Source organism: Fulvivirga kasyanovii (genome assembly GCF_009711405.1).
Taxonomy (GTDB): domain Bacteria; phylum Bacteroidota; class Bacteroidia; order Cytophagales; family Cyclobacteriaceae; genus Fulvivirga; species Fulvivirga kasyanovii.
The window spans coordinates 6,181-25,888 of record NZ_SMLW01000605.1 but is presented as its reverse complement, the minus strand read 5'-3'; the positions used below and the strand labels follow the sequence as shown (position 1 = coordinate 25,888).

General features: G+C 39.5%; 35 protein-coding genes. 2 read left to right on the top strand and 33 right to left on the bottom strand.

The features are described 5' to 3' along the window. Positions 1-705, top strand: a 705-nt coding sequence (locus E1163_RS18620) for a Ppx/GppA phosphatase family protein (RefSeq protein WP_155173970.1), incomplete at its 5' end; no start/stop codon positions are given. A gap of 46 nt (positions 706-751) precedes the next feature. Beyond that, entirely contained in the window at positions 752-1,828 is a 1,077-nt protein-coding gene (locus E1163_RS18615; protein WP_155173969.1) for an Ldh family oxidoreductase, read from the top strand. Here E1163_RS18615 and E1163_RS18610 read toward each other — a convergent pair. The 33 genes from E1163_RS18610 to rplC form a co-directional block, all read right to left on the bottom strand. Further along, positions 1,825-2,349: a hypothetical protein gene (locus tag E1163_RS18610; RefSeq protein WP_155173968.1), complete on the bottom strand. Its 525-nt coding sequence runs from the start codon at positions 2,347-2,349 to the stop codon at positions 1,825-1,827. The two genes, E1163_RS18615 and E1163_RS18610, sit on opposite strands and share 4 nt — an antisense overlap. Beyond that, a complete protein-coding gene (locus E1163_RS18605; protein WP_155173967.1) occupies positions 2,346-2,636 on the bottom strand; it encodes an FtsB family cell division protein in 291 nt (96 codons plus the stop codon). Before E1163_RS18605 ends, E1163_RS18610 begins: the two co-directional genes overlap by 4 nt. Before the next feature lie 117 nt (positions 2,637-2,753). Then, positions 2,754-4,028 carry a phosphopyruvate hydratase gene (eno, locus tag E1163_RS18600; RefSeq protein WP_155173966.1) on the bottom strand — a complete coding sequence of 425 codons (1,275 nt, stop codon included), beginning with the start codon at positions 4,026-4,028 and terminating at the stop codon, positions 2,754-2,756. A 3-nt stretch (positions 4,029-4,031) separates the two neighbouring features. After that, complete coding sequence (gene carA, locus E1163_RS18595; RefSeq protein WP_155173965.1) at positions 4,032-5,135, bottom strand: glutamine-hydrolyzing carbamoyl-phosphate synthase small subunit; 1,104 nt, start codon at positions 5,133-5,135, stop codon at positions 4,032-4,034. 126 nt (positions 5,136-5,261) lie between these two features. Then, positions 5,262-5,840: a 50S ribosomal protein L17 gene (gene rplQ / locus E1163_RS18590; RefSeq protein WP_155173964.1), complete on the bottom strand. Its 579-nt coding sequence runs from the start codon at positions 5,838-5,840 to the stop codon at positions 5,262-5,264. A gap of 6 nt (positions 5,841-5,846) precedes the next feature. Next, positions 5,847-6,836 (bottom strand): DNA-directed RNA polymerase subunit alpha, encoded by a 990-nt coding sequence (locus tag E1163_RS18585; protein WP_155173963.1) that lies wholly within the window; start codon positions 6,834-6,836, stop codon positions 5,847-5,849. A 67-nt stretch (positions 6,837-6,903) separates the two neighbouring features. Next, positions 6,904-7,509: a 30S ribosomal protein S4 gene (gene rpsD / locus E1163_RS18580; RefSeq protein WP_155173962.1), complete on the bottom strand. Its 606-nt coding sequence runs from the start codon at positions 7,507-7,509 to the stop codon at positions 6,904-6,906. 25 nt (positions 7,510-7,534) lie between these two features. Beyond that, complete coding sequence (gene rpsK / locus E1163_RS18575; RefSeq protein ID WP_155173961.1) at positions 7,535-7,927, bottom strand: 30S ribosomal protein S11; 393 nt, start codon at positions 7,925-7,927, stop codon at positions 7,535-7,537. Between the two features lie 21 nt (positions 7,928-7,948). Further along, positions 7,949-8,326 carry a 30S ribosomal protein S13 gene (gene rpsM / locus E1163_RS18570; RefSeq protein ID WP_155173960.1) on the bottom strand — a complete coding sequence of 126 codons (378 nt, stop codon included), beginning with the start codon at positions 8,324-8,326 and terminating at the stop codon, positions 7,949-7,951. Positions 8,327-8,331: 5 nt separating this feature from the next. Beyond that, entirely contained in the window at positions 8,332-8,448 is a 117-nt protein-coding gene (gene ykgO / locus E1163_RS18565) for a type B 50S ribosomal protein L36 (protein ID WP_002695078.1), read from the bottom strand. A gap of 7 nt (positions 8,449-8,455) precedes the next feature. Beyond that, positions 8,456-8,674 carry a translation initiation factor IF-1 gene (infA, locus tag E1163_RS18560; protein ID WP_009578730.1) on the bottom strand — a complete coding sequence of 73 codons (219 nt, stop codon included), beginning with the start codon at positions 8,672-8,674 and terminating at the stop codon, positions 8,456-8,458. 1 nt (position 8,675) lies between these two features. Next, positions 8,676-9,449, bottom strand: a complete 774-nt coding sequence (map, locus tag E1163_RS18555) for a type I methionyl aminopeptidase (RefSeq protein WP_155173959.1) — start codon at positions 9,447-9,449, stop codon at positions 8,676-8,678. Between the two features lie 6 nt (positions 9,450-9,455). Beyond that, positions 9,456-10,769, bottom strand: coding sequence for a preprotein translocase subunit SecY (gene secY, locus E1163_RS18550; protein ID WP_155173958.1), 1,314 nt, complete (start codon positions 10,767-10,769; stop codon positions 9,456-9,458). Positions 10,770-10,771: 2 nt separating this feature from the next. Further along, positions 10,772-11,218 carry a 50S ribosomal protein L15 gene (rplO, locus tag E1163_RS18545; RefSeq protein ID WP_155173957.1) on the bottom strand — a complete coding sequence of 149 codons (447 nt, stop codon included), beginning with the start codon at positions 11,216-11,218 and terminating at the stop codon, positions 10,772-10,774. 48 nt (positions 11,219-11,266) lie between these two features. Then, positions 11,267-11,446: a 50S ribosomal protein L30 gene (gene rpmD, locus E1163_RS18540; protein WP_155173971.1), complete on the bottom strand. Its 180-nt coding sequence runs from the start codon at positions 11,444-11,446 to the stop codon at positions 11,267-11,269. Between the two features lie 4 nt (positions 11,447-11,450). Next, complete coding sequence (gene rpsE, locus E1163_RS18535; RefSeq protein WP_155173956.1) at positions 11,451-11,969, bottom strand: 30S ribosomal protein S5; 519 nt, start codon at positions 11,967-11,969, stop codon at positions 11,451-11,453. A 6-nt stretch (positions 11,970-11,975) separates the two neighbouring features. Further along, positions 11,976-12,323 carry a 50S ribosomal protein L18 gene (gene rplR / locus E1163_RS18530; RefSeq protein WP_155173955.1) on the bottom strand — a complete coding sequence of 116 codons (348 nt, stop codon included), beginning with the start codon at positions 12,321-12,323 and terminating at the stop codon, positions 11,976-11,978. Between the two features lie 8 nt (positions 12,324-12,331). Continuing rightward, complete coding sequence (gene rplF, locus E1163_RS18525) at positions 12,332-12,889, bottom strand: 50S ribosomal protein L6 (RefSeq protein WP_155173954.1); 558 nt, start codon at positions 12,887-12,889, stop codon at positions 12,332-12,334. Positions 12,890-12,902: 13 nt separating this feature from the next. After that, entirely contained in the window at positions 12,903-13,301 is a 399-nt protein-coding gene (gene rpsH / locus E1163_RS18520) for a 30S ribosomal protein S8 (protein ID WP_155173953.1), read from the bottom strand. Between the two features lie 95 nt (positions 13,302-13,396). After that, complete coding sequence (rpsN, locus tag E1163_RS18515) at positions 13,397-13,666, bottom strand: 30S ribosomal protein S14 (RefSeq protein WP_155173952.1); 270 nt, start codon at positions 13,664-13,666, stop codon at positions 13,397-13,399. A 6-nt stretch (positions 13,667-13,672) separates the two neighbouring features. Further along, complete coding sequence (gene rplE / locus E1163_RS18510) at positions 13,673-14,233, bottom strand: 50S ribosomal protein L5 (RefSeq protein WP_155173951.1); 561 nt, start codon at positions 14,231-14,233, stop codon at positions 13,673-13,675. Next, on the bottom strand, positions 14,226-14,573 hold the full coding sequence (gene rplX / locus E1163_RS18505; protein ID WP_155173950.1) for a 50S ribosomal protein L24: 348 nt from the start codon (positions 14,571-14,573) through the stop codon (positions 14,226-14,228). Before rplX ends, rplE begins: the two co-directional genes overlap by 8 nt. Positions 14,574-14,575: 2 nt before the next feature. Continuing rightward, positions 14,576-14,944 (bottom strand): 50S ribosomal protein L14, encoded by a 369-nt coding sequence (gene rplN / locus E1163_RS18500; protein ID WP_155173949.1) that lies wholly within the window; start codon positions 14,942-14,944, stop codon positions 14,576-14,578. A 1-nt stretch (position 14,945) separates the two neighbouring features. Continuing rightward, positions 14,946-15,203, bottom strand: a complete 258-nt coding sequence (rpsQ, locus tag E1163_RS18495; protein ID WP_155173948.1) for a 30S ribosomal protein S17 — start codon at positions 15,201-15,203, stop codon at positions 14,946-14,948. Positions 15,204-15,210: 7 nt separating this feature from the next. Then, positions 15,211-15,405: a 50S ribosomal protein L29 gene (gene rpmC, locus E1163_RS18490; RefSeq protein ID WP_155173947.1), complete on the bottom strand. Its 195-nt coding sequence runs from the start codon at positions 15,403-15,405 to the stop codon at positions 15,211-15,213. Positions 15,406-15,410: 5 nt separating this feature from the next. Further along, positions 15,411-15,833, bottom strand: coding sequence for a 50S ribosomal protein L16 (rplP, locus tag E1163_RS18485; protein WP_155173946.1), 423 nt, complete (start codon positions 15,831-15,833; stop codon positions 15,411-15,413). A gap of 50 nt (positions 15,834-15,883) precedes the next feature. After that, positions 15,884-16,624, bottom strand: a complete 741-nt coding sequence (rpsC, locus tag E1163_RS18480) for a 30S ribosomal protein S3 (protein WP_155173945.1) — start codon at positions 16,622-16,624, stop codon at positions 15,884-15,886. Then, the gene (gene rplV / locus E1163_RS18475; RefSeq protein ID WP_155173944.1) at positions 16,624-17,019 is read right to left on the bottom strand and encodes a 50S ribosomal protein L22; all 396 of its coding nucleotides are present in this window, start codon (positions 17,017-17,019) and stop codon (positions 16,624-16,626) included. Before rplV ends, rpsC begins: the two co-directional genes overlap by 1 nt. A gap of 2 nt (positions 17,020-17,021) precedes the next feature. Beyond that, the gene (rpsS, locus tag E1163_RS18470) at positions 17,022-17,300 is read right to left on the bottom strand and encodes a 30S ribosomal protein S19 (RefSeq protein WP_155173943.1); all 279 of its coding nucleotides are present in this window, start codon (positions 17,298-17,300) and stop codon (positions 17,022-17,024) included. Further along, the gene (gene rplB / locus E1163_RS18465; protein ID WP_155173942.1) at positions 17,300-18,127 is read right to left on the bottom strand and encodes a 50S ribosomal protein L2; all 828 of its coding nucleotides are present in this window, start codon (positions 18,125-18,127) and stop codon (positions 17,300-17,302) included. Before rplB ends, rpsS begins: the two co-directional genes overlap by 1 nt. Positions 18,128-18,140: 13 nt before the next feature. Further along, a complete protein-coding gene (rplW, locus tag E1163_RS18460) occupies positions 18,141-18,428 on the bottom strand; it encodes a 50S ribosomal protein L23 (protein ID WP_155173941.1) in 288 nt (95 codons plus the stop codon). Between the two features lie 2 nt (positions 18,429-18,430). Continuing rightward, the gene (rplD, locus tag E1163_RS18455; RefSeq protein WP_155173940.1) at positions 18,431-19,060 is read right to left on the bottom strand and encodes a 50S ribosomal protein L4; all 630 of its coding nucleotides are present in this window, start codon (positions 19,058-19,060) and stop codon (positions 18,431-18,433) included. After that, entirely contained in the window at positions 19,060-19,692 is a 633-nt protein-coding gene (gene rplC / locus E1163_RS18450; protein WP_155173939.1) for a 50S ribosomal protein L3, read from the bottom strand. Before rplC ends, rplD begins: the two co-directional genes overlap by 1 nt. Positions 19,693-19,708 lie beyond the last annotated feature (16 nt).

The window sequence follows — 19,708 nt, the reverse complement described above, 5'->3', positions numbered from 1 at the left end:
TTTGCATTTGCAACCAGCGCCTTCCGAAATGCTGTTAATGGAGAAGAGGCCAGTAATATTATTTTTAACAAAACAGGTGTTGATATTAGAATAATATCCGGAGCAGAAGAAGCCGAACTAATTTTCAGAGGCGTTAATTTTGCCCTAGACATTGGAGATAAGCCTGCGCTAATTATGGACATTGGAGGTGGAAGTGTTGAATTCATTATTGGCCAACGTGATAAAATATTCTGGAAACAAAGCTTAGAGATAGGGGCTCAGAGGCTTCTTGACCTGTTCCACACAACCGATCCAATACAACCCGAAGAAATAAAGGCACTCGAAAATTACCTCAGCTCAAACTTGAGTGAACTACTTGAACATATCAAAAAACATCAAACAGATACACTAATCGGCTCTTCCGGTACCTTCGACACTCTAAGTGATATTTACTGTGAGCATAGGAGCATCGTAAAAGATGAGGATGCCAGTGAGGTCCCATTGTCGTTAGAAGGATACTTCAATATTCACCATGATCTACTCACAAAGACCAGGGATGAGAGAATGGCGATACCCGGTATGATTGAAATGCGGGTGGATATGATTGTTGTGGCTTCATGCCTCATCAGTTTTCTACTTAAACAGCACCGCTTCAGTGAAATAAGAGTGTCTACATATGCATTGAAAGAAGGTGTTCTGGATCAGGTACTTGAAGGGCATTTTTAAGTTATCCACTCGCATATTCCGATTATAATACTAATTTTGCCGCCTTATGGAGGAAATATTTTCAGTTGACGAACTCAGGAATTTTACCATCAATACCTTTTTGGCTATTGGTTGCTCACAAGAAGATGCTGAACTGGCCACCGATGTACTCATTAAGGCAGATCTCAGAGGCATCGACTCACATGGTATTGCCAGGTTAATAGGTTATGTAAGACTATGGGAGGCTGGCAGGATAAATCCCACACCAAAAATCAAAGTAGTCCATGAAACTCCCAGTACAGCCGTGGTCGACGGTGATGGCGGGCTGGGCCTGGTTGTGGCACCACAAGCAATGACCATTGCCATGGACAAAGCTGATAAAGTAGGCACTGGTTGGGTTTCCGTAAAAAATTCAAATCATTTTGGCATCGCCGGATATCACGCTATGATGGCACTGGAAAGAGATATGGTTGGTATGGCAATGACCAACGCCAGCCCTTTGGTAGCACCAACCTTTGCCACTGAACGTATGTTGGGAACGAATCCAATCGCTGTATCAATTCCTTCAAAAGAACAGCCACCATTTGTAGCAGATCTGGCAACCACAACTGCAGCTAATGGGAAATTGGAAATCCTGCAAAGAAAGAACAGCGAAGCACCCTATGGCTGGATACAGGACAAAAAAGGAAACCCCTCAAAGGATCCTCATGAGCTAAAAAATGGTGGCGCTTTACTGCCTTTGGGAGGGGACAGAGAACATGGCAGTCACAAAGGTTATGCCCTTGGTTCTATTGTGGATATATTCTCCGCAGTATTCTCGGGGGCAAACTATGGCCCGTGGGCACCTCCATTTGTAAGCTTCCTGCCATTATCAGAAAACCCGGTAGGTGAAGGCCTGGGCCACTTCCTTGGCGCCATGAGCATAGATGCTTTCAGGCCGGCCGATGAGTTTAAATCTCATATGGATAACTGGATAGCACGATTCCGGGCAACAGAAGCCGTAGAAGGGAAGAAAGTGTTGATACCAGGAGACCCTGAAAGAGAAATGGAAGTTATTAGGTTTAAGGATGGAATCCCCTTAAATATTAATGTTGTGGAAGACCTTAAATCCGTAGCAAGCAAGCTCAAGCTCAAGCAACTTTAAAAGGAGAAATAAACCCTGAACACCCAGGGTGAATCATACGGACTATCATTGCCGTACGTAAGATCATACATCGCTAATAAATTGACAGCACCTCTGTTACCTAAGGGTTGTGATATTCCTCCTCCCAATAAAAATCTGGTGGCACTATCCCTTTCATCCTGATCATCAAGGAGGTTTGAGTCAAAATTTATATAGTCGTATTCAGCCTGAGCAAAAAATTGGTTAATGCTGTAGCGTGTAAAAACATTTCCTCCCCACAGGTTATCAGATATGTCGTAATTTTTGAGTTTGATATACTGATAAGTAACCCCAACACCAGCAGACCATTGCTGGGTAATCATATAACCCACAATTGGAGACAATGAGATATTTGTTTGCTGATTGCTTCCTGAAAAACCCAGGCCTCCCCCAAAGAAAATACGTTCCTTAAAACTGGGACCATTATCAAAATCTACATCTTTCTGAGCCAATGCCAGAGTAGCAAAACTGCAAAACAATATCAGGGCTAAGAGTTTTTTCATTTTTCTTCTTCAACAACCACGAACAGGTCTTCAGATTCCTTTTTCATGTAGTACTTCTCCCGGGCAAACTTTTCAAGCAACTGATCATTACTAAGTAGTTCCTCCCGATCCTTTTTTACTTCCTCAATTTTCTGTAGATAATACGACTTTTCATCCTCAAGGGTTTCTAGTTGATTCTTTAACTTTATTTGAGAAACCAGATCATTGGCATCAATGAAGAGCATCCATATCAGAAAGAAAAAACTAAATAAAAAAAAGAAGTTTTTTGTGAATTTAGGGAGTTTCATAGCCACTGTAGTTAAAAAAGTATATCCTTAAGTTAAGAAGATTTTTTCGAAATATTAAAATAGAAAAAGGCTTCCTGTTCATTATAACGTAACAAGAAGCCTTTAGTCTAATCCTATTTAGAAATTTCTGCCAGGAAAAACAGCAGTTTCTCCCAATTCTTCCTCGATTCTCAACAGTTGGTTGTATTTAGCCATCCTGTCTGATCTGGAAGCTGAACCTGTTTTGATCTGTCCGGTATTCAACGCTACCGCAAGATCTGCTATAGTATTATCCTCAGTTTCCCCAGAGCGATGAGACATTACGCTCTTGTAAGAATTCTGTTTAGCCAGATTAACAGTATTAATAGTTTCAGTTAATGAACCAATCTGGTTAACCTTTACAAGAATGGAATTGGCCACTCCCTGATTGATACCTTCCTGAAGTTTTTTAACGTTGGTCACAAAAAGGTCATCGCCCACTAATTGTACTTTCTTTCCGATTTTTTCAGTAAGCTTTTTCCAACCACTCCAGTCATCCTCTTCCATTCCATCTTCTATGGAAATAATAGGGTACTTGTTCACCCATGATGCCCAATAATCTACCATTTCTTCTGAGCTCAATTTCTGACCTGTAGAGGCAAAATGGTAAACTTTGTTTTTCGCATCATAGAATTCAGAAGATGCCGCATCCATAGCAATGAAAATATCTTCACCGGGTTTATAACCTGCCTTTTCTATCGCTTTCAATACAACTTCTATGGCTTCCTCATTTGAGGTGATATTAGGTGCAAAACCTCCTTCATCCCCTACGTTGGTAGATAGTCCCTTATCTGCCAATACCTTTTTCAAGTGATGAAAAACCTCAGTTCCCATTCTCAATGACTCAGAAAAAGTATCCGCCTTTACAGGCATAACCATAAACTCCTGAAAATCAATAGCGTTATCAGCGTGACTTCCTCCATTTAAAATATTCATCATCGGAACAGGCAATGTATTTGCATTCACCCCTCCTATGTATCTGAAAAGGGACTGTCCCGACTCTTGAGCAGCAGCTTTGGCTATTGCCAATGAGGTCCCAAGAATAGCATTCGCTCCTAATTTGGCTTTGTTCTCTGTACCATCAGCCTCAAGCATGATCTTGTCAAGCAAATTCTGATCATATACAGAAAAACCAATTAGCTCTTCCGCCAAAATACTGTTTACATTATCAACGGCTTTCAAAACGCCTTTGCCCATGTAAACTTTTTTATTTCCATCTCTTAGTTCTACGGCTTCATATTTACCGGTAGATGCTCCGGATGGAACGGCAGCCCTTCCCAGGATCCCATTTTCCGTTACTACATCTACTTCTACTGTCGGGTTTCCCCGCGAGTCAAGGATTTGCCTTGCATGGATACTTTCAATTAAACTCATGATCTACTTTTTAGATTTTATTAATTCAACAAACTGGTCAAAAAGATAACGTGAATCATGAGGACCAGGGGAAGCCTCAGGATGATATTGCACAGAAAATGCCTTCTTACCCTTCACTTTAATTCCTGCTACTGTATGGTCATTTAAATGTACGTGTGTTGCCTCTACTACTTCAGAACTCTTTACATCTTCCTCTGAAATGGAGAAGCCATGATTTTGCGATGTTATTTCGCAAAGTCCGGTTGTTAAGTTTTTAATGGGGTGATTAAGTCCCCTATGGCCATGATGCATTTTATAAGTAGAAACACCACATGCCAGTGCCAATATCTGATGTCCCAGACAAATACCAAATAAAGGCTGATTGTCTGCCAGTATTTCCTTAACCGTTTCCACCGCGTAAGACATTGCCGCAGGGTCACCCGGTCCATTGGAAATAAAATAGCCATCAGCATTCCATACCTTCATCTCCTGATACGAAGTTTTGGCAGGAAACACCTTGCAATAAACACCTCTGGATGCGAGGTTTTTAAGTATACTGGTTTTTATTCCCAAATCAAGCACTGCTACTTTTATTGGAGACTGCTCATCTCCTTCAAAATAATTTTCTTTAGTAGAAACCAGTGATGATAATTCGAGGCCTGCCATTGAGGGCACCTTATCAAGTTCAGCCTTAAGTGCTTCTCCATTTAGTTCAGACGAAATGATGGCATTCATAGCCCCCTTACTTCTGATATGCCTTACAAGCATTCTGGTATCTATATCGGCAATTCCTACGACATCATTTCTTTCCAAATAGTCTTGCAGACTTTCTGTTGCCAATTTTCGGCTATAGACATAAGAATAATCATTTACCACCAAGCCACTGATCTTAGGGGTGTCAGACTCCTGTTCCACATCAATAATACCATAATTACCGATATGGCTGTTCGTATTGACAATGATTTGTCCATAGTAAGAAGGATCAGTATAAATCTCCTGATAACCCGTCATACCAGTGTTGAAACAAATTTCTCCTCCCTTGGTACCTCTTTTCCCTATTGCGCTTCCTTCGAATATCGACCCATCTTCTAGCAATAAGTATGCTTTGTCCTTATGTTGTAGTTTCATTTGCATATGTTAATAGCTCCTAAAGCCTTATTGTTTTTATTAGTAAGCCTGAAATTGGTGGTACAAAAATAAAAAAAGGGATCAGATATAAATCCAATCCCTTTAATTTTATAACAATTTTCAATCTTACTTTTCAGTTTTATTTTCTTCATTGTTATCAGTGTCAGACTCTTCAGCTTTCGCCTCTGTCTTCTGCTCTTTTTTAGCCTCAGCCTTAGGTGCCTTCGCCTTTTTCTCCTCAGTAGCCTCAGCAGTAGTTTCATCCTTTGCTGCGGTTGATTTCTTTCCTCCTCTTCGGCTTCTTCTTGTCTTGGTCTTCTCTGCCTTATCACCTCCGAGCAACAACTCGTTGTAATCTACCAACTCGATTATGCACATATCTGCATTGTCTCCAAGTCTGTTACCAGTTTTTAATATTCTGGTATATCCACCTGGTCTGTCGGTTATCTTCTCTGCTACCTCATCAAACAAGGTCTTAACAGACTGCTTATCATTAAGGTATGAGAATACAACTCTTCGAGAGTGAGTGGTATCTTCCTTTGCTTTAGTTAACAAAGGCTCAACATATTTTCTTAAGGCTTTAGCCTTAGCTACTGTTGTGGTAATCCTTTTGTTGAGGATTAAAGAAGTAGCCATATTAGATAGCATGGCCTTCCTATGAGGAGCTGTTCTGCCTAAGTGATTAATTTTTTTCCCGTGTCTCATTTTTACTTATTCTTCATCAAGTTTATACTTGGACAAGTCCATACCGAATGTCAAATTCTTGTCCTGAACCAACTGCTCAAGCTCAGCCAAAGACTTCTTACCGAAGTTTCTGAATTTCATCATATCAGAAATTTCCAATCTCACGAGGTCACCAAGTGTTTTTACATCCGCAGCTTTCAAACAGTTATATGCTCTTACAGAAAGATCAAGGTCATTAAGAGAAGTTTTCAATAACTTTCTCATATGAAGCATTTCTTCATCCACCTGCTCTATTTCACCACCTTTATCAGTCTCTAGTTCTATTGACTTGTCAGAGAACAACATAAAGTGCTGAATCAAAATATGCGCAGCTCCCTCCAATGCCTTTTCAGGATGAATAGAACCATCTGTTTCGATATCAAGTACTAATTGCTCGTAGTCAGTCTTCTGCTCAACCCTGGTATTTTCAATGCTATATTTCACATTCTTAATAGGTGTAAAAATCGCATCAATGGGAATATAGCCAAAAACTTGCTCAGAAGGTTTGTTCTCCTCTGCAGGCACATATCCTCTACCCTTCTCAACGGTCAACTCAAGTTCCATATCTACGGACTCGTCAAGATTGCAAATAACCAAATCAGGGTTTAGTATTTCAAAAGCTGACGTACCTTTCGCTATATCTCCTGCTTTCAGCTCCTTCTGATTCTTAACCGAAATGGTAATCTTATTATCAAAAGACTCACCCACTTTCTTGAATCTTACCATCTTAAGATTTAAGATGATTTCAGAAACATCTTCCACCACACCTTCAATAGTAGAGAATTCATGCAATACACCCGGTATTTTAATACCAGTTATAGCATATCCCTCCAAAGAAGATAATAATATTCTTCTTAAAGCATTACCAATAGTAACACCATATCCTTTTTCAAGCGGTTTAAAAGTGAACAAGCCGTGAAAATCATCCGCCTTTTCCATCACGACTTTGTCAGGCATTTGAAATGCTAAAATTGACATAGGTTTTTAACTTTTATAGTTATAGCCTGCCACTTAGATAAGTAGCAGGCTAACAATATTTTAATGATTATTTCGAGTAAAGCTCGACAATCAGCTGCTCATTAATGTTCTCAGGAATTTCATCTCTCTGAGGCATAGCAACCAGCTTTCCTACCATTTCACTTCCATCCCATTCTAACCATGGAAATCTTTTAACACCATATGTAGCCAGACTATCAGTAATAGTCTCAAGAGATTTTGATCTCTCACGTACAGCAACGGTATCACCTGGCTTCAAAGAAAAAGAAGGTATATTAACTATTGATCCGTTAACTACAATATGCTTATGTAATACAAGCTGTCTTGCAGCTCTTCTTGAAGGGGCAATTCCCAATCTGAAAACGGTGTTGTCCAATCTTGACTCCAAAAGTTGAAGTAAGATCTCACCTGTAATACCAGATTTTCTGGAAGCCTTATCAAAAAGATTAGCAAATTGCTTCTCTAAAACACCATAAGTATATTTGGCCTTTTGCTTCTCCATCAACTGGATGGCGTACTCAGACTGCTTTTTTCTTCGACCTCTACCATGTTGGCCAGGAGGATAACTTTTCTTTTGCAGTGCTTTACTAGGGCCAAAAATAGGCTCATTAAATCTTCTAGCTATCTTTGCTTTCGGACCTCTATATCTTGCCATTATAAAATTCTTTTCTCTTTATAAATTATACTCTACGTCTCTTTGGTGGTCTACAACCATTGTGAGGTAACGGAGTTACATCTTTTATGGTAGTGATCTCTATACCAGTATTTTGGATTGTTCTGATAGCTGATTCTCTTCCAGCCCCAGGTCCCTTCACATAAACCTCTACTTTTCTCAATCCCTGGTCATATGCTCGTTGAGCACAGTCCTGAGCTGCCATTTGTGCAGCGTAAGGAGTATTTTTCTTAGATCCTTTGAAGCCCATTTTACCAGCAGAAGCCCAAGATATCACCTGCCCTGAAGTATTAGTCAGCGAAATGATAATATTATTGAACGAAGCCTTGATATGAGCTTGACCAATAGCCTCAACAGCTACTACACGCTTTTTTGCTTTATCTTTTCTTTTTTGTGCCATTTTGCGTTACGCTATTTTATCTTATTTCGTTGCTTTCTTTTTATTGGCAACAGTCTTTCTCTTACCTTTTCTGGTCCTAGAGTTATTCTTAGTTCTTTGACCTCTAACCGGCAGCCCTTTTCTATGTCTCAAACCACGGTAGCATCCAATATCCATCAATCGCTTAATACTCATCTGTATTTCCGATTTCAGAACACCTTCTACTTTGAAGTTTTCGCTAATAATATTACGGATAGCGGTAGATTCATCATCTGACCAATCCTGTACTTTTTTATCCCAGTCAACACCGGCTTCAGTTAAAATTCTCTGAGCCGTGCTTTTGCCAATACCAAATATGTAGGTAAGGGCAATTTCACCTCTTTTGTTATCCGGGATATCTACTCCTGCAATTCTTGCCATAGTGCTTAGCCTTGTCTTTGTTTAAACCTAGGATTCTTTTTATTAATCACGTAAACCTTTCCTTTTCTTCTGATTATTTTACAATCAGCGCTACGCTTCTTTACTGACGCTTTAACTTTCATTATTCAATTACTTATATCGATAAACAATTCGTCCTTTTGTCAAATCATATGGTGACATTTCAAGTTTTACTTTATCACCGGGTAAAATTTTAATATAGTTCATCCTCATCTTACCAGAAATATGCGCTATTACCTCATGACCATTCTCCAACTCTACTCTAAACATAGCGTTAGAAAGTGCTTCGGTAATGGTACCATCCTGCTCAATAGATTTTTGTTTAGCCATATTAAAATTTAAAGTTCTCTTCTATAAATTTATGGGTCGTTAAGACCTCTGTTCCTGATTCAAATATTGCCACTGTATGTTCGTAATGTGCCGAAGGAGCTCTGTCTGCAGTTCTTATTGTCCATCCATCTGCTTCCTGCACCACATTCCTTGTGCCGAGATTAACCATAGGCTCAATCGCTATAACTAACCCTTCTTTGAGCTTTGTACCTCTTCCGCGCTTACCATAATTTGGAACCTCCGGGCTTTCATGAAGATTTCTTCCAATCCCATGTCCCACAAGCTCTCTAACTACACCGTATCCATACTGCTCTACATGGTTCTGAATGGCAAATGCCACATCCCCGATCCTGTTTCCACAAACAGCCATTTCAATACCTTTATACAGCGACTCTTTTGTCACCTTTAACAGTTGCATAATCTCTTCGGTTACCCTGCCTACCGGATATGTGTAAGCCGAATCACTGTGAAAACCCTTGTAAAAGACACCACAGTCGACTGAGATTATATCCCCATCTTTCAATTCATATTCACTTGGAAAACCATGAACAACATTCTCGTTCAATGATATACATAATGAGGAGGGAAAACCATTATAATTCTTAAAAGATGGTACCCCACCATTATCTCTTATAAACTCCTCTGCAATTTGATCAAGCTTTAAGGTTTTTACGCCCGGCTTAACCATTTTAGCCACCTCTCCATGTGCTTTACCAAGTATTAAAGCACTTTCCTTTATAAGTTCAACCTCTTCTCTGGATTTGTAATAAATCATTCCAGATTAAGCTGCTGCAATTTGAGAACGACCCTTAACTTTACCAGACTTCATCATCCCTTCGTAGTGTCTCATGAGCAGGTAACTTTCTATTTGCTGTAAGGTATCTAAAATTACACCTACCATAATAAGCAAAGATGTACCTCCATAAAACTGTGCAAAGTTAGGACTAATACCTGCTTTCACAGCAAATGCAGGCAAGACAGCCACCAGAGCTAGAAAAATAGAACCTGGCAAAGTGATTTTAGTTAATACCTGATCTATGAATTCGGAGGTTTGTTTGCCAGGCTTTATTCCTGGGATAAAACCACCATTTCTTTTAAGGTTATCAGCAATATCATTAGGATTAACTGTAATTGCCGTATAAAAGAAGGTAAATAGTAAAATCAGTATACCGAAAACCAAATTATACTGCCATGAATAAGGGTCTGAAAATGTAGATCCAATATAAGAACCTACTTCACTTTCCTTCCATATACCAGCAATCAAAGGTGGAATAAACATTAATGCCTGAGCAAAAATGATAGGCATTACACCTGAGGCATTAATTTTCAAAGGAATATAGTCTCTCTTTCCTCCGTAAAGTTTATTTCCTATAACTTGTTTAGCATACTGAATAGGAATTCTTCTAACGGCCTGGGTCAGCATGACCACAGCCATAACAACGAAGAACAAGGCCACTATCTCTAATACAAACATCAACGCTCCACTCATTCCCCTTGACATAGCTTCGCTAACTAAAGAACCTGGGAACCTTGAAATAATTCCAATCATAATCAGCATGGATATACCATTACCGATACCTTTATCAGTTATTTTCTCACCTATCCACATACAGAACATCGTTCCAGAAACCAAAATGATCATGGACGATATTTGAAAGAATGCGGGGTCGTACATTATTGCCTCAGCAGGTATAGTTGCCGCAAGGTAACCCGCCGATTGAGCCAACGTAATTGCTATAGTTAAAACTCTTGTGATCTGAGTCAAACGCTTTCTTCCAGACTCTCCTTCTTTTTGAAGCTTTTGGAAGTAAGGTACAGCCACTGTCAATAACTGTATAACAATCGATGCCGAAATGTAAGGCATAATACCTAACGCAAATATGGAGGCTCTGCTAAATGATCCTCCAAGGAAAGTGTTCAATAAATCAAATATTCCTCCTTGCGCCCCACTGCCTAAAGCATCGGGATCCACACCTGGCAATACAATAAAAGACCCCAATCTAAACACGATAAGGAATCCCAGAGTATTCAGGATCCTTATCCTAAGATCTTCTATTGAAAATATGTTCTTTATGGTAGTGAAAAACTTCTTCATAATTATAGTTGAGTCACTTTCCCACCAGCAGCCTCTATAGCTTTAGAAGCTGATGCTGAAAAAGCATGAGCGGTAACATCTACTTTGGATTTCAACTCTCCTTTACCCAATATTTTTATCAGGTCCTTCTTCGCAGCCAAACCATTTTCAACAATTAACTTAACATCTACAGCAGTAGCTTTGGTCTCGTCGACCAATTTCTGGATAGAATCAAGGTTAATTGCCTTATATTCAACTCTGTTGGGATTGGTAAAACCAAACTTAGGAACTCTCCTTTGAAGGGGCATCTGACCACCTTCGAAACCTATTTTCTTAGAGTACCCAGATCTTGACTTAGCTCCTTTGTGACCTCTTGTAGAGGTACCACCTTTACCAGAACCCTGGCCACGACCAACTCTTTTTCTTGTTTTAACAGAACCTTCAGCAGGTTTTAATGTATTTAATTTCATCTGTTATTTTATTTTGCCTAACGCCTGTTACCAGACTCGGAATATATTTTATACTTCAGTTACAGATACCAGATGGCTAACTTTGTTAATCATACCACTGATCTGTGGAGTCAACTCTACTTCAACAGTTTTATCAATTTTACCTAAGCCCAACGCTTTAATAGTACGCTTTTGTCTTTCAGGTCTTCCTATTGTACTCCTTACTTGAGAAATTCTAACTTTTGCCATCATCTTAACCGTTAAAAACTTTAGATAAAGAAACTCCACGATCCTGCGCAACTGTAAACGCATCTCTCATGTTTGTTAGTGCATCAAAGGTAGCCTTCACCACGTTGTGAGGGTTAGAAGAACCTTTTGATTTTGCAAGAACGTTATGAACACCAGCACTTTCAAGCACGGCACGCATAGCACCACCTGCAATTACTCCAGTACCGGCAGATGCAGGCTTAAGAAGTACGAACCCACCACCGAATTTACCAATAGCTTCGTGAGGTACTGTTCCTTTTATAACCGGAACCTTAACCAGGTTCTTTTTAGCGTCGTCTATGCCTTTAGTTATTGCATCTGTTACCTCATTAGCTTTACCAAGGCCGTATCCAACAACACCATTACCATCTCCCACTACTACGATGGCAGAGAAACTAAATCTTCTACCACCTTTTACTACCTTAGCTACACGTTTGATTGCAACAACCTTTTCTTTAAGGTCTATTTCGCTAGCTTTTACTGATCTTATATTACTTTGAGACATAATGCTTTAAAATTTTAGACCTCCCTCTCTGGCACCTTCGGCTAAAGCCTTAACTTTTCCGTGGTATAGGTAACCATTTCGATCAAATACAACTTGTTCTATACCACCAGCTTTTGCCTTTTCTGCAAGTTTGGTTCCTACAGACTTTGATACATCAACACCATTACCCTTTTCACCCAGCTCTCTGGAAGATGCTGCTAATAGAGTATGACCTTTAGTGTCGTCAATAATCTGTGCGTAAATACCTTTATTGCTCTTAAAAACAGAAAGTCTTGGTTTCTCAGAAGTACCAGAAATCTTGTTTCTAATACCTTTCTTAATTCTAAGTCTTCTTTTATATTTATTAAATGCCATCTCCTTAATTATTTAGCAGCTTGTTTACCAGCTTTACGTCTAACATGCTCTCCTACGAATCTTACACCTTTACCTTTGTAAGGTTCTACAGGTCTCAGGCCTTTAATTTTTGCAGCCACTTGTCCTATAAGTTGTTTGTCGCTGCCTTCCAGAGTTACAACGGGATTCTTTCCCTTTTCTGTTTCAGCAGAAACTTTCAACTCTCCAGGAATGGCCATGTATATACTGTGTGAGTAACCCAAGCTAAGCTCGAGTACATTATTTTGAGCTGTAGCTTTATAACCAACCCCTACTAACTCCAACTTCCTGGTAAATCCGGTACTAACACCTTCTACCATATTATTGATTAAAGAGCGATAAAGGCCATGCAGTGCTTTATGCCTCTTTTGCTCTGTTGGCCTCTGAATGGTCAACTCGCCTTCGTTTTCAACCAATTTGAAGGCAGGGTCTATTTTCTGGCTAAGCTCTCCTTTTGGTCCTTTCACCACTATATTGCCGCTTTTATCGTCAAAAGTGTATGAAACACCGCTAGCAAGCTTTACTGGTTTTTTCCCTATTCTTGACATTGATGTTTATTAATTAATATACGTAACACAATACTTCACCACCCACATTCATATCTCTGGCTTCTTTATCAGTGATAACACCACGAGATGTAGAAAGGATAGCCACACCCAGACCATTCAAAACTCTTGGCAATGAATCGGCCGAAGCATATTTTCTCAAACCTGGCTTACTAACTCTTTCTAAATGAAATATAGCCGGTTTCTTTGAATCAGGGTTATACTTCAAAGCTATTTTGATATTCCCCTGATGATTTGCAGTCTCTTCGAACTTATAGTTCAGAATATACCCTTTATCATGAAGTACTTTCGTCATTTCCTTCTTGATATTAGACGCAGGAATATCAACGACCCTGTGCTTGGCCTTGATAGCATTCCTCAAACGGGTTAAATAATCTGCTATTGGATCTGTCATTTTCTTCTTTATCTAATGTAAAATTGCCGCCCGTATGAAACAGGCCTGCAAAGATACAGAACTATTTTCTTCAATAAAACAAAAAGAGAATCTTTTTACCAGCTTGCCTTTGTTACACCTGGAATCTTGCCGTCAGAAGCCATCTCTCTGAAAGTTACCCTGGAGATACCAAATTTTCTCATGTATCCCTTTGGTCTTCCTGTCAGCTTACATCTATTGTGTAATCTTACCGGAGAAGCATTTCTTGGCAGTTTATCCAGCGCCTCATAATCTCCAGCCTCTTTTAACGCCTTACGCTTAGCGGCATATTTTGCCACCAGCTTTTCTCTCTTTTTTTCTCTTGCTATAACAGCTTTTCTTGCCATAATATTTTATGATTTACTTGCGTTACTTGCGAACGGCATACCAAACGCTTTCAACAGTTCGAAACTTTCTTCGTCAGACTCAGCAGTTGTAACAAAAGTGATGTCCATACCGCTGATTTTATTTACTTTATCTATACTGATTTCAGGGAAGATAATTTGCTCCTTCACACCTAATGTATAGTTACCTCTGCCATCAAAGCCTTTGTCATTGATACCTCTAAAGTCTCTAACACGGGGAAGGGCAATTGCCATCAGCCTATCCATGAATTCGTACATTTTATCACCTCTCAAGGTAACTCTTGCTCCGATAGGCATGCCATCTCTTAGCTTAAAGTTAGAGATTGACTTCTTAGCTTTAGTAGCAACGGCTTTTTGTCCTGTAATAGTAGATAGTTCTTCTATTCCTGTATCTATCAATTTCTTATCAGCCACAGCAGCACCAATACCTTTATTGATACACACTTTAACTACTTTAGGAACCTGCATAATAGACTTGTATTGAAACTTGTCCTTAAGCGCAGGTACTATTTCCTTATGGTATTTCTCTTTTAATCTTGGATTAGCCATTTTTAATAAATTCTCCAGTTTTCTTAGAATATCTTTGCAGCTTACCTTTGTCATCTGCTTTTCTACCAGTTCTGGTGGCCTCACCAGTTGCCGGGTCTTTAAGCATTAAATTGCTGATGTGAATTGCAGCTTCGGTTTTTGTGATTCCTCCTTCAGGATTTGTAGCGGAAGGTTTCACATGCTTAGTAACTACATTTACACCTTCGACAACCGCACGCAACTTAGAAGGTATAACCTCCAGTACTACACCTTCTTTACCTTTAGAGTTTCCAGAGATAACTTTAACAGTATCCCCTTTTCTTATGTGTAGTTTGGGTTGTTTATTCTTTTTTCTTTCCATGATTATAATACTTCAGGTGCCAGTGAAACAATTTTCATGAATTGCTTTTCACGCAATTCCCTAGCTACAGGTCCAAAAATACGTGTACCTCTTGGCTCATCGTTAGCTGTAAGTAATACAGCGGCGTTGTCCTCGAATCTGATGTAAGAACCATCTTTTCTTCTTACCTCTTTTTTGGTTCTAACAATAACCGCTCTGGATACCGTACCTTTTTTCAGGTTACTGGATGATAGGGCCGACTTCACTGATACAACAATCTTGTCACCAACTGAAGCATACTTCTTACCAGTACCTCCTAATACACGGATACAAAGAACTTCTTTAGCACCGCTGTTATCTGCCACATTTAATCTTGACTCTTGTTGTATCATTTTATTTAGCCTTTTCTATGATTTCAACTAATCTCCACCTTTTGTTCTTACTCAAAGGACGAGTTTCCATGATTCTTACAGTATCACCGATACCGCACTCGTTCTGTTCATCGTGAGCCGTAAACTTGGTAGTTTTCTTAACAAACTTACCGTAGATAGGGTGCTTTTCTTTTCTTAGTACAGAAACAGTAATGGACTTTTCCATTTTGTTGCTGACAACCTGCCCTATTCTTTCTTTTCTTAATTTTCTTGACTCCATTTAAATATTATTTAGCAAGTTCTTTAGCCCTAATTTCCGTTTTCAATCTGGCTATCAATTTGCGAGTTTCCTTGATCTTCATAGGATTCTCAATAGGAGAAATCTCATGAGCAAATCTCATCTTTCTATATGCTTCCTGCTCACCTGCCAGTTTTTGCTTCAGTTCTTCTATGCCTAATGCTTTAATCTCTGAATTTTTCATCTTTATTATGATTCAACGTAATCTCTACGTATTGCAAACTTAGTTTTTATAGGAAGCTTCATTTGTGCCAATCTCAACGCTTCTTGTGCCAATTCTTTTTTAACACCTCCGGCTTCAAAAAGAATTGTACCCGGCTTTACAACTGCTACCCAATATTCAGGAGCACCTTTACCTTTACCCATCCTAACTTCGGCAGGTTTTTTAGTAACTGGTTTGTCAGGAAATATACGGATCCAAACCTGTCCTTCCCTTTTCATTGCTCTGGTCATTGCAATCCTTGCGGCCTCTATCTGTCTAGATGTGATCCATCCTGGCTCAAGGGCTTTAATACCAAAAGCTCCAAACGCAATTCTGTGACCACGCTGCGCTAATCCTTTTACCCTGCCTTTCTGTTGTTTCCTGAACTTAGTTCTTTTCGGCTGTAACATAATTTTATGACTTTAGATTTGCGCAACAAGGTGCGCAATCACCTTATGACTTATTTATTTCTTCTACGTTTAGGACCGCTATCTCCACCTGCTCTTTTTCTTCCGCCTCTTCCGCCGCCACTACCGCCGGTGTTGGCAACTCCTACATTGGGAGAAAGGTCTCTTTTTCCGTATACTTCACCTTTGAATATCCAAACTTTGATTCCAATTTTACCATACACGGTATTGGCCTCACTCACTGCATAATCTATATCAGCTCTCAAAGTGTGCAAGGGAATTCTTCCATCCTTATACTGCTCGGTACGAGCCATTTCAGCACCACCTAATCGGCCTGACACTTTAATTTTAATACCTTGAGCTCCAACTCTCATAGCAGAAGCAATAGCTTGCTTCATTGCCCTTCTGTAAGAGATCCTGGCCTGCAATTGCTGAGCCACAGAATCACCTACCAGCTTAGCATCGAGCTCAGGTCTTTTAATTTCAAAGATATTGATCTGGACGTCTTTACCTGTTAGCTTCTTCAGTTCTTCCTTGATCTTATCAACTTCGGCACCACCTTTACCAATAACAACACCTGGACGTGCTGTATGTACAGTTAGTGTAATTCTCTTCAAAGTTCTCTCAATAATAACTTTAGAGATACCACCTTTAGGGATACGGGCAGCCATGTACTTTCTAATGTTGTGATCCTCGATCAATTTATCAGAAAAAGTATTTCCACCGTACCAGCTGGAATCCCATCCTCTTACGATGCCTAGTCTTAAAGCAATAGGGTTAACTTTCTGTCCCATTATTTATCTTCTTTTTCTTTTTTCTTAGTATTCTTTTCTGCTTCTGCTACAGGTGCTTTGCTATCCAGAATCAGGGTAACATGATTAGATCTTTTTCTGATTCTGTGCGCTCTACCCTGCGGAGCAGGTCTCAATCTTTTAAGGATTCTTCCGCTGTCTACATAAATTGATTTTACGTAAAGGTCTGCATCCTCCAGGTCTACATCCTGATTACCTTGTTGCCAGTTAGATATTGCCGAAAGCAATAATTTTTCTAACCTGGCAGCACCTTGCTTAGGCTCAAATTTTAATATGTTCAATGCCTTATTAACCCTTTCACCACGGATAAGATCTGCTACTAGTCTCATCTTTCTGGGAGAGGTAGGTACATTCTTTAATTTAGCTACTGCCTCCATAATTATCTTTTGCCTTTATCTTTTTTACCTACGTGTCCTCTGAAGTTTCTGGTTGGGGCAAATTCACCGAATTTGTGTCCTACCATATTCTCAGTTACATACACAGGGATAAATTTATTTCCGTTATGCACAGCAAATGTGTGTCCTACAAAATCAGGAGAGATCATTGACCTTCTTGACCAGGTCTTGATTACAGATTTCTTTCCTGAATCATTCATAACATCGACTTTTTTCTCGAGTCTGAAATCTATATACGGTCCTTTTTTAAGTGATCTAGCCATTATTTCTTCTTACCTCTACTGATGATTAGATTATTTGAATATTTCTTAGGCGTTCTGGTTTTCTTACCCTTAGCGTACAGACCTTTTCTTGATCTAGGGTGTCCTCCTGAGGACTTACCTTCACCACCACCCATCGGGTGATCAACAGGGTTCATAGCCACACCTCTGGTTCTGGGTCTTTTACCCATCCAACGGTTTCTACCTGCCTTACCAAGTCTGACATTCATGTGATCAGAGTTAGAAACTGATCCGATAGTAGCCAAACATGTAACTAAAATTTTTCTTGTTTCACCAGAAGGTAATTTGATAGTAGCGTATTTTCCTTCTCTCGCTGTAAGTTGAGCGTAAGAACCTGCGCTTCTTGCCAAGGCTCCGCCTTTACCAGGCTTCAACTCTATATTGTGAATAATTGTACCTAAAGGAATCTTAGAGAGGGGTAGTGCATTTCCTACTTCCGGAGCTACAGATTCTCCTGATTTAACCTCTTGCCCTACCTGAATGCCTTCAGGAGCAAGAATATATGTCTTTGCTCCATCAGCATAGAACAATAATGCTAAACGTGCAGACCTTGTAGGATCATATTCAACGGCCTTTACAGTAGCAGGCACATCAAATTTATTTCTTTTAAAATCAACGATCCTGGTTTTCCTTTTATGACCACCACCAATGTAGCGCATGGTCATCTTTCCTGAGTTGTTTCTACCTCCGGATCTTTTGTTGGTTACAACCAGTGACTTTTCAGGCTCAGACTTAGTAATCTCAGTAAAGGCAGGAGCGATCCTGTATCTTTGTCCTGGAGTAACCGGTCTTAATTTCTTAATTGCCATCTCTTCTTAATGATTAAATTTCGCTGTAAAAATCTATTACTTCACCATCCGCTACGGTTACAATAGCTTTTTTGTATGACGGGGTCCTTCCAGAAACTATTCTGGATTTAGTGTACCTGGACTTTGATTTACCAAGATAATTCATGGTATTTACGTCCTCCACGGTAACTCCGTACATTTTTTCTACAGCCTTTTTAATCTCCACTTTATTAGCTTTGCGGTCTACTACGAAACCATACTTGCCTTTTTCGTTTAAAGCAGAAACTTTCTCTGTAACCAATGGCTTTATTAAAACACTCATTTCTATTTCTTCAATAAGTTATCAATCTTCTCTACTGAGCTCTCGCTAAGTATTAAATTATCAGCATGTAACACATCATAGGTATTGAGGCTATCTGCCGTCACTACTTTTGTGTTCTGTATATTTCTTCCTGACAACACAACATTTTTGTTGTTTTCAGCAAGAACCAAAAGAGTCTTCTTATCTCCTAAAGAAAGGGCGCTAAGCATTTTAAGATACTCTTTTGTTTTAGGTGCCTCCAGAGAGAAGTCCTCAACAACAGAAATACTCTTATCCTTTGCTTTGTATGTCAATGCTGACTTTCTAGCCAGTTCTTTCAATTTTTTATTCAACTTGAAAGAATAATCTCTGGGGGCAGGACCGAATACACGTCCACCTCCTCTGAATACAGGTGATTTAATACTACCTGCTCTGGCTGTACCAGTACCTTTTTGCTTTTTGATCTTTTTAGTAGATCCGCTTATTTCCGCTCTTTCTTTTGACTTGTGGGTACCTTGTCTTTGATTAGCAAGATATTGTTTTACGTCAAGATAGATTGCGTGATCGTTTGGCTCGATACCAAATACTTCTTTAGAAAGGCTGATCTTCCTTCCTGTATCTTCACCACTATATTTTACTACTGAAATGTCCATTACTTCTCGAGAATTACAGTTGAATTATTTGCCCCTGGTACAGAACCACTTACTAAAATCAAGTTCTTTTCAGGTATGATTTTCATTACTTGAAGGTTAATAGCTTTAACTCTGTTACCTCCGGCTCTTCCAGCCATTCTCATACCTTTAAATACTCTGGCAGGATAAGAAGCACCACCAATAGAACCCGGAGCTCTTAATCTGTTGTGCTGACCGTGAGTACTTTGTCCGACACCACCAAAACCGTGTCTTTTAACAACACCCTGGAAACCTTTACCTTTAGATGTACCGATTGCATCTACGAAGTCACCTTCAACAAACACGTCACCTACTTTTATCTCCTGCCCCAGTTGCACACCGCCTTCGAACTCAACTCTGAAATCCCTAAATTCCACGAGTTCTTTTTTAGGCGTAGTGTTAGCATTCTTAAAATGCCCCAGCAATGCTTTAGGAGTGTTTTTTTCTTTACGTTCTCCAAAGCCTAACTGGACAGCTGTGTACCCATCAGTCTCCTCATTTTTTACTTGTGTTACCACACAAGGACCAGCCTCTATCACCGTGCATGGGACGTTTTTCCCAGCGGCACTGTAAATGCTAGTCATTCCGATTTTCTTTCCTATAATACCAGACATTTTAAAATCTTTATAA

Coding starts and splice junctions, on each gene's coding strand:
- rpsH (WP_155173953.1), bottom strand. CDS start 13,301: ATGACAGATCCAATAGCAGATTATTTAACCCGTTTGAGGAATGCTATC.
- map (WP_155173959.1), bottom strand. CDS start 9,449: ATGATTTATTACAAATCCAGAGAAGAGGTTGAACTTATAAAGGAAAGT.
- rpsE (WP_155173956.1), bottom strand. CDS start 11,969: ATGTCTCAAAGTAATATAAGATCAGTAAAAGCTAGCGAAATAGACCTT.
- rpsD (WP_155173962.1), bottom strand. CDS start 7,509: ATGGCAAGATATAGAGGTCCGAAAGCAAAGATAGCTAGAAGATTTAAT.
- E1163_RS18605 (WP_155173967.1), bottom strand. CDS start 2,636: ATGAAACTCCCTAAATTCACAAAAAACTTCTTTTTTTTATTTAGTTTT.
- rpsC (WP_155173945.1), bottom strand. CDS start 16,624: ATGGGACAGAAAGTTAACCCTATTGCTTTAAGACTAGGCATCGTAAGA.
- rplD (WP_155173940.1), bottom strand. CDS start 19,060: ATGGACATTTCAGTAGTAAAATATAGTGGTGAAGATACAGGAAGGAAG.
- rplE (WP_155173951.1), bottom strand. CDS start 14,233: ATGGCTAATCCAAGATTAAAAGAGAAATACCATAAGGAAATAGTACCT.
- rplP (WP_155173946.1), bottom strand. CDS start 15,833: ATGTTACAGCCGAAAAGAACTAAGTTCAGGAAACAACAGAAAGGCAGG.
- rplQ (WP_155173964.1), bottom strand. CDS start 5,840: ATGAGACACGGGAAAAAAATTAATCACTTAGGCAGAACAGCTCCTCAT.
- rpsK (WP_155173961.1), bottom strand. CDS start 7,927: ATGGCACAAAAAAGAAAAGATAAAGCAAAAAAGCGTGTAGTAGCTGTT.
- rplC (WP_155173939.1), bottom strand. CDS start 19,692: ATGTCTGGTATTATAGGAAAGAAAATCGGAATGACTAGCATTTACAGT.
- rplX (WP_155173950.1), bottom strand. CDS start 14,573: ATGGAAAGAAAAAAGAATAAACAACCCAAACTACACATAAGAAAAGGG.
- carA (WP_155173965.1), bottom strand. CDS start 5,135: ATGAAACTACAACATAAGGACAAAGCATACTTATTGCTAGAAGATGGG.
- rpsS (WP_155173943.1), bottom strand. CDS start 17,300: ATGGCTAGATCACTTAAAAAAGGACCGTATATAGATTTCAGACTCGAG.
- rplW (WP_155173941.1), bottom strand. CDS start 18,428: ATGAGTGTTTTAATAAAGCCATTGGTTACAGAGAAAGTTTCTGCTTTA.
- ykgO (WP_002695078.1), bottom strand. CDS start 8,448: ATGAAAGTTAAAGCGTCAGTAAAGAAGCGTAGCGCTGATTGTAAAATA.
- rplF (WP_155173954.1), bottom strand. CDS start 12,889: ATGTCAAGAATAGGGAAAAAACCAGTAAAGCTTGCTAGCGGTGTTTCA.
- rplO (WP_155173957.1), bottom strand. CDS start 11,218: ATGAAATTAAATACATTAAAACCTGCTGAAGGTTCTGTTAAAACAAGA.
- rplB (WP_155173942.1), bottom strand. CDS start 18,127: ATGGCAATTAAGAAATTAAGACCGGTTACTCCAGGACAAAGATACAGG.
- eno (WP_155173966.1), bottom strand. CDS start 4,028: ATGAGTTTAATTGAAAGTATCCATGCAAGGCAAATCCTTGACTCGCGG.
- rpsQ (WP_155173948.1), bottom strand. CDS start 15,203: ATGGAGTCAAGAAAATTAAGAAAAGAAAGAATAGGGCAGGTTGTCAGC.
- infA (WP_009578730.1), bottom strand. CDS start 8,674: ATGGCTAAACAAAAATCTATTGAGCAGGATGGTACCATTACCGAAGCA.
- rpsN (WP_155173952.1), bottom strand. CDS start 13,666: ATGGCAAGAAAAGCTGTTATAGCAAGAGAAAAAAAGAGAGAAAAGCTG.
- rpsM (WP_155173960.1), bottom strand. CDS start 8,326: ATGGCAAGAATTGCAGGAGTAGATATCCCGGATAACAAAAGAGGTGAA.
- secY (WP_155173958.1), bottom strand. CDS start 10,769: ATGAAGAAGTTTTTCACTACCATAAAGAACATATTTTCAATAGAAGAT.
- E1163_RS18615 (WP_155173969.1), top strand. CDS start 752: ATGGAGGAAATATTTTCAGTTGACGAACTCAGGAATTTTACCATCAAT.
- E1163_RS18585 (WP_155173963.1), bottom strand. CDS start 6,836: ATGTCAATTTTAGCATTTCAAATGCCTGACAAAGTCGTGATGGAAAAG.
- rplN (WP_155173949.1), bottom strand. CDS start 14,944: ATGATACAACAAGAGTCAAGATTAAATGTGGCAGATAACAGCGGTGCT.
- rpmD (WP_155173971.1), bottom strand. CDS start 11,446: ATGGCAAAAGTTAGAATTTCTCAAGTAAGGAGTACAATAGGAAGACCT.
- rplV (WP_155173944.1), bottom strand. CDS start 17,019: ATGGAGGCAGTAGCTAAATTAAAGAATGTACCTACCTCTCCCAGAAAG.
- rplR (WP_155173955.1), bottom strand. CDS start 12,323: ATGGCATTTAATAAATATAAAAGAAGACTTAGAATTAAGAAAGGTATT.
- rpmC (WP_155173947.1), bottom strand. CDS start 15,405: ATGAAAAATTCAGAGATTAAAGCATTAGGCATAGAAGAACTGAAGCAA.
- E1163_RS18610 (WP_155173968.1), bottom strand. CDS start 2,349: ATGAAAAAACTCTTAGCCCTGATATTGTTTTGCAGTTTTGCTACTCTG.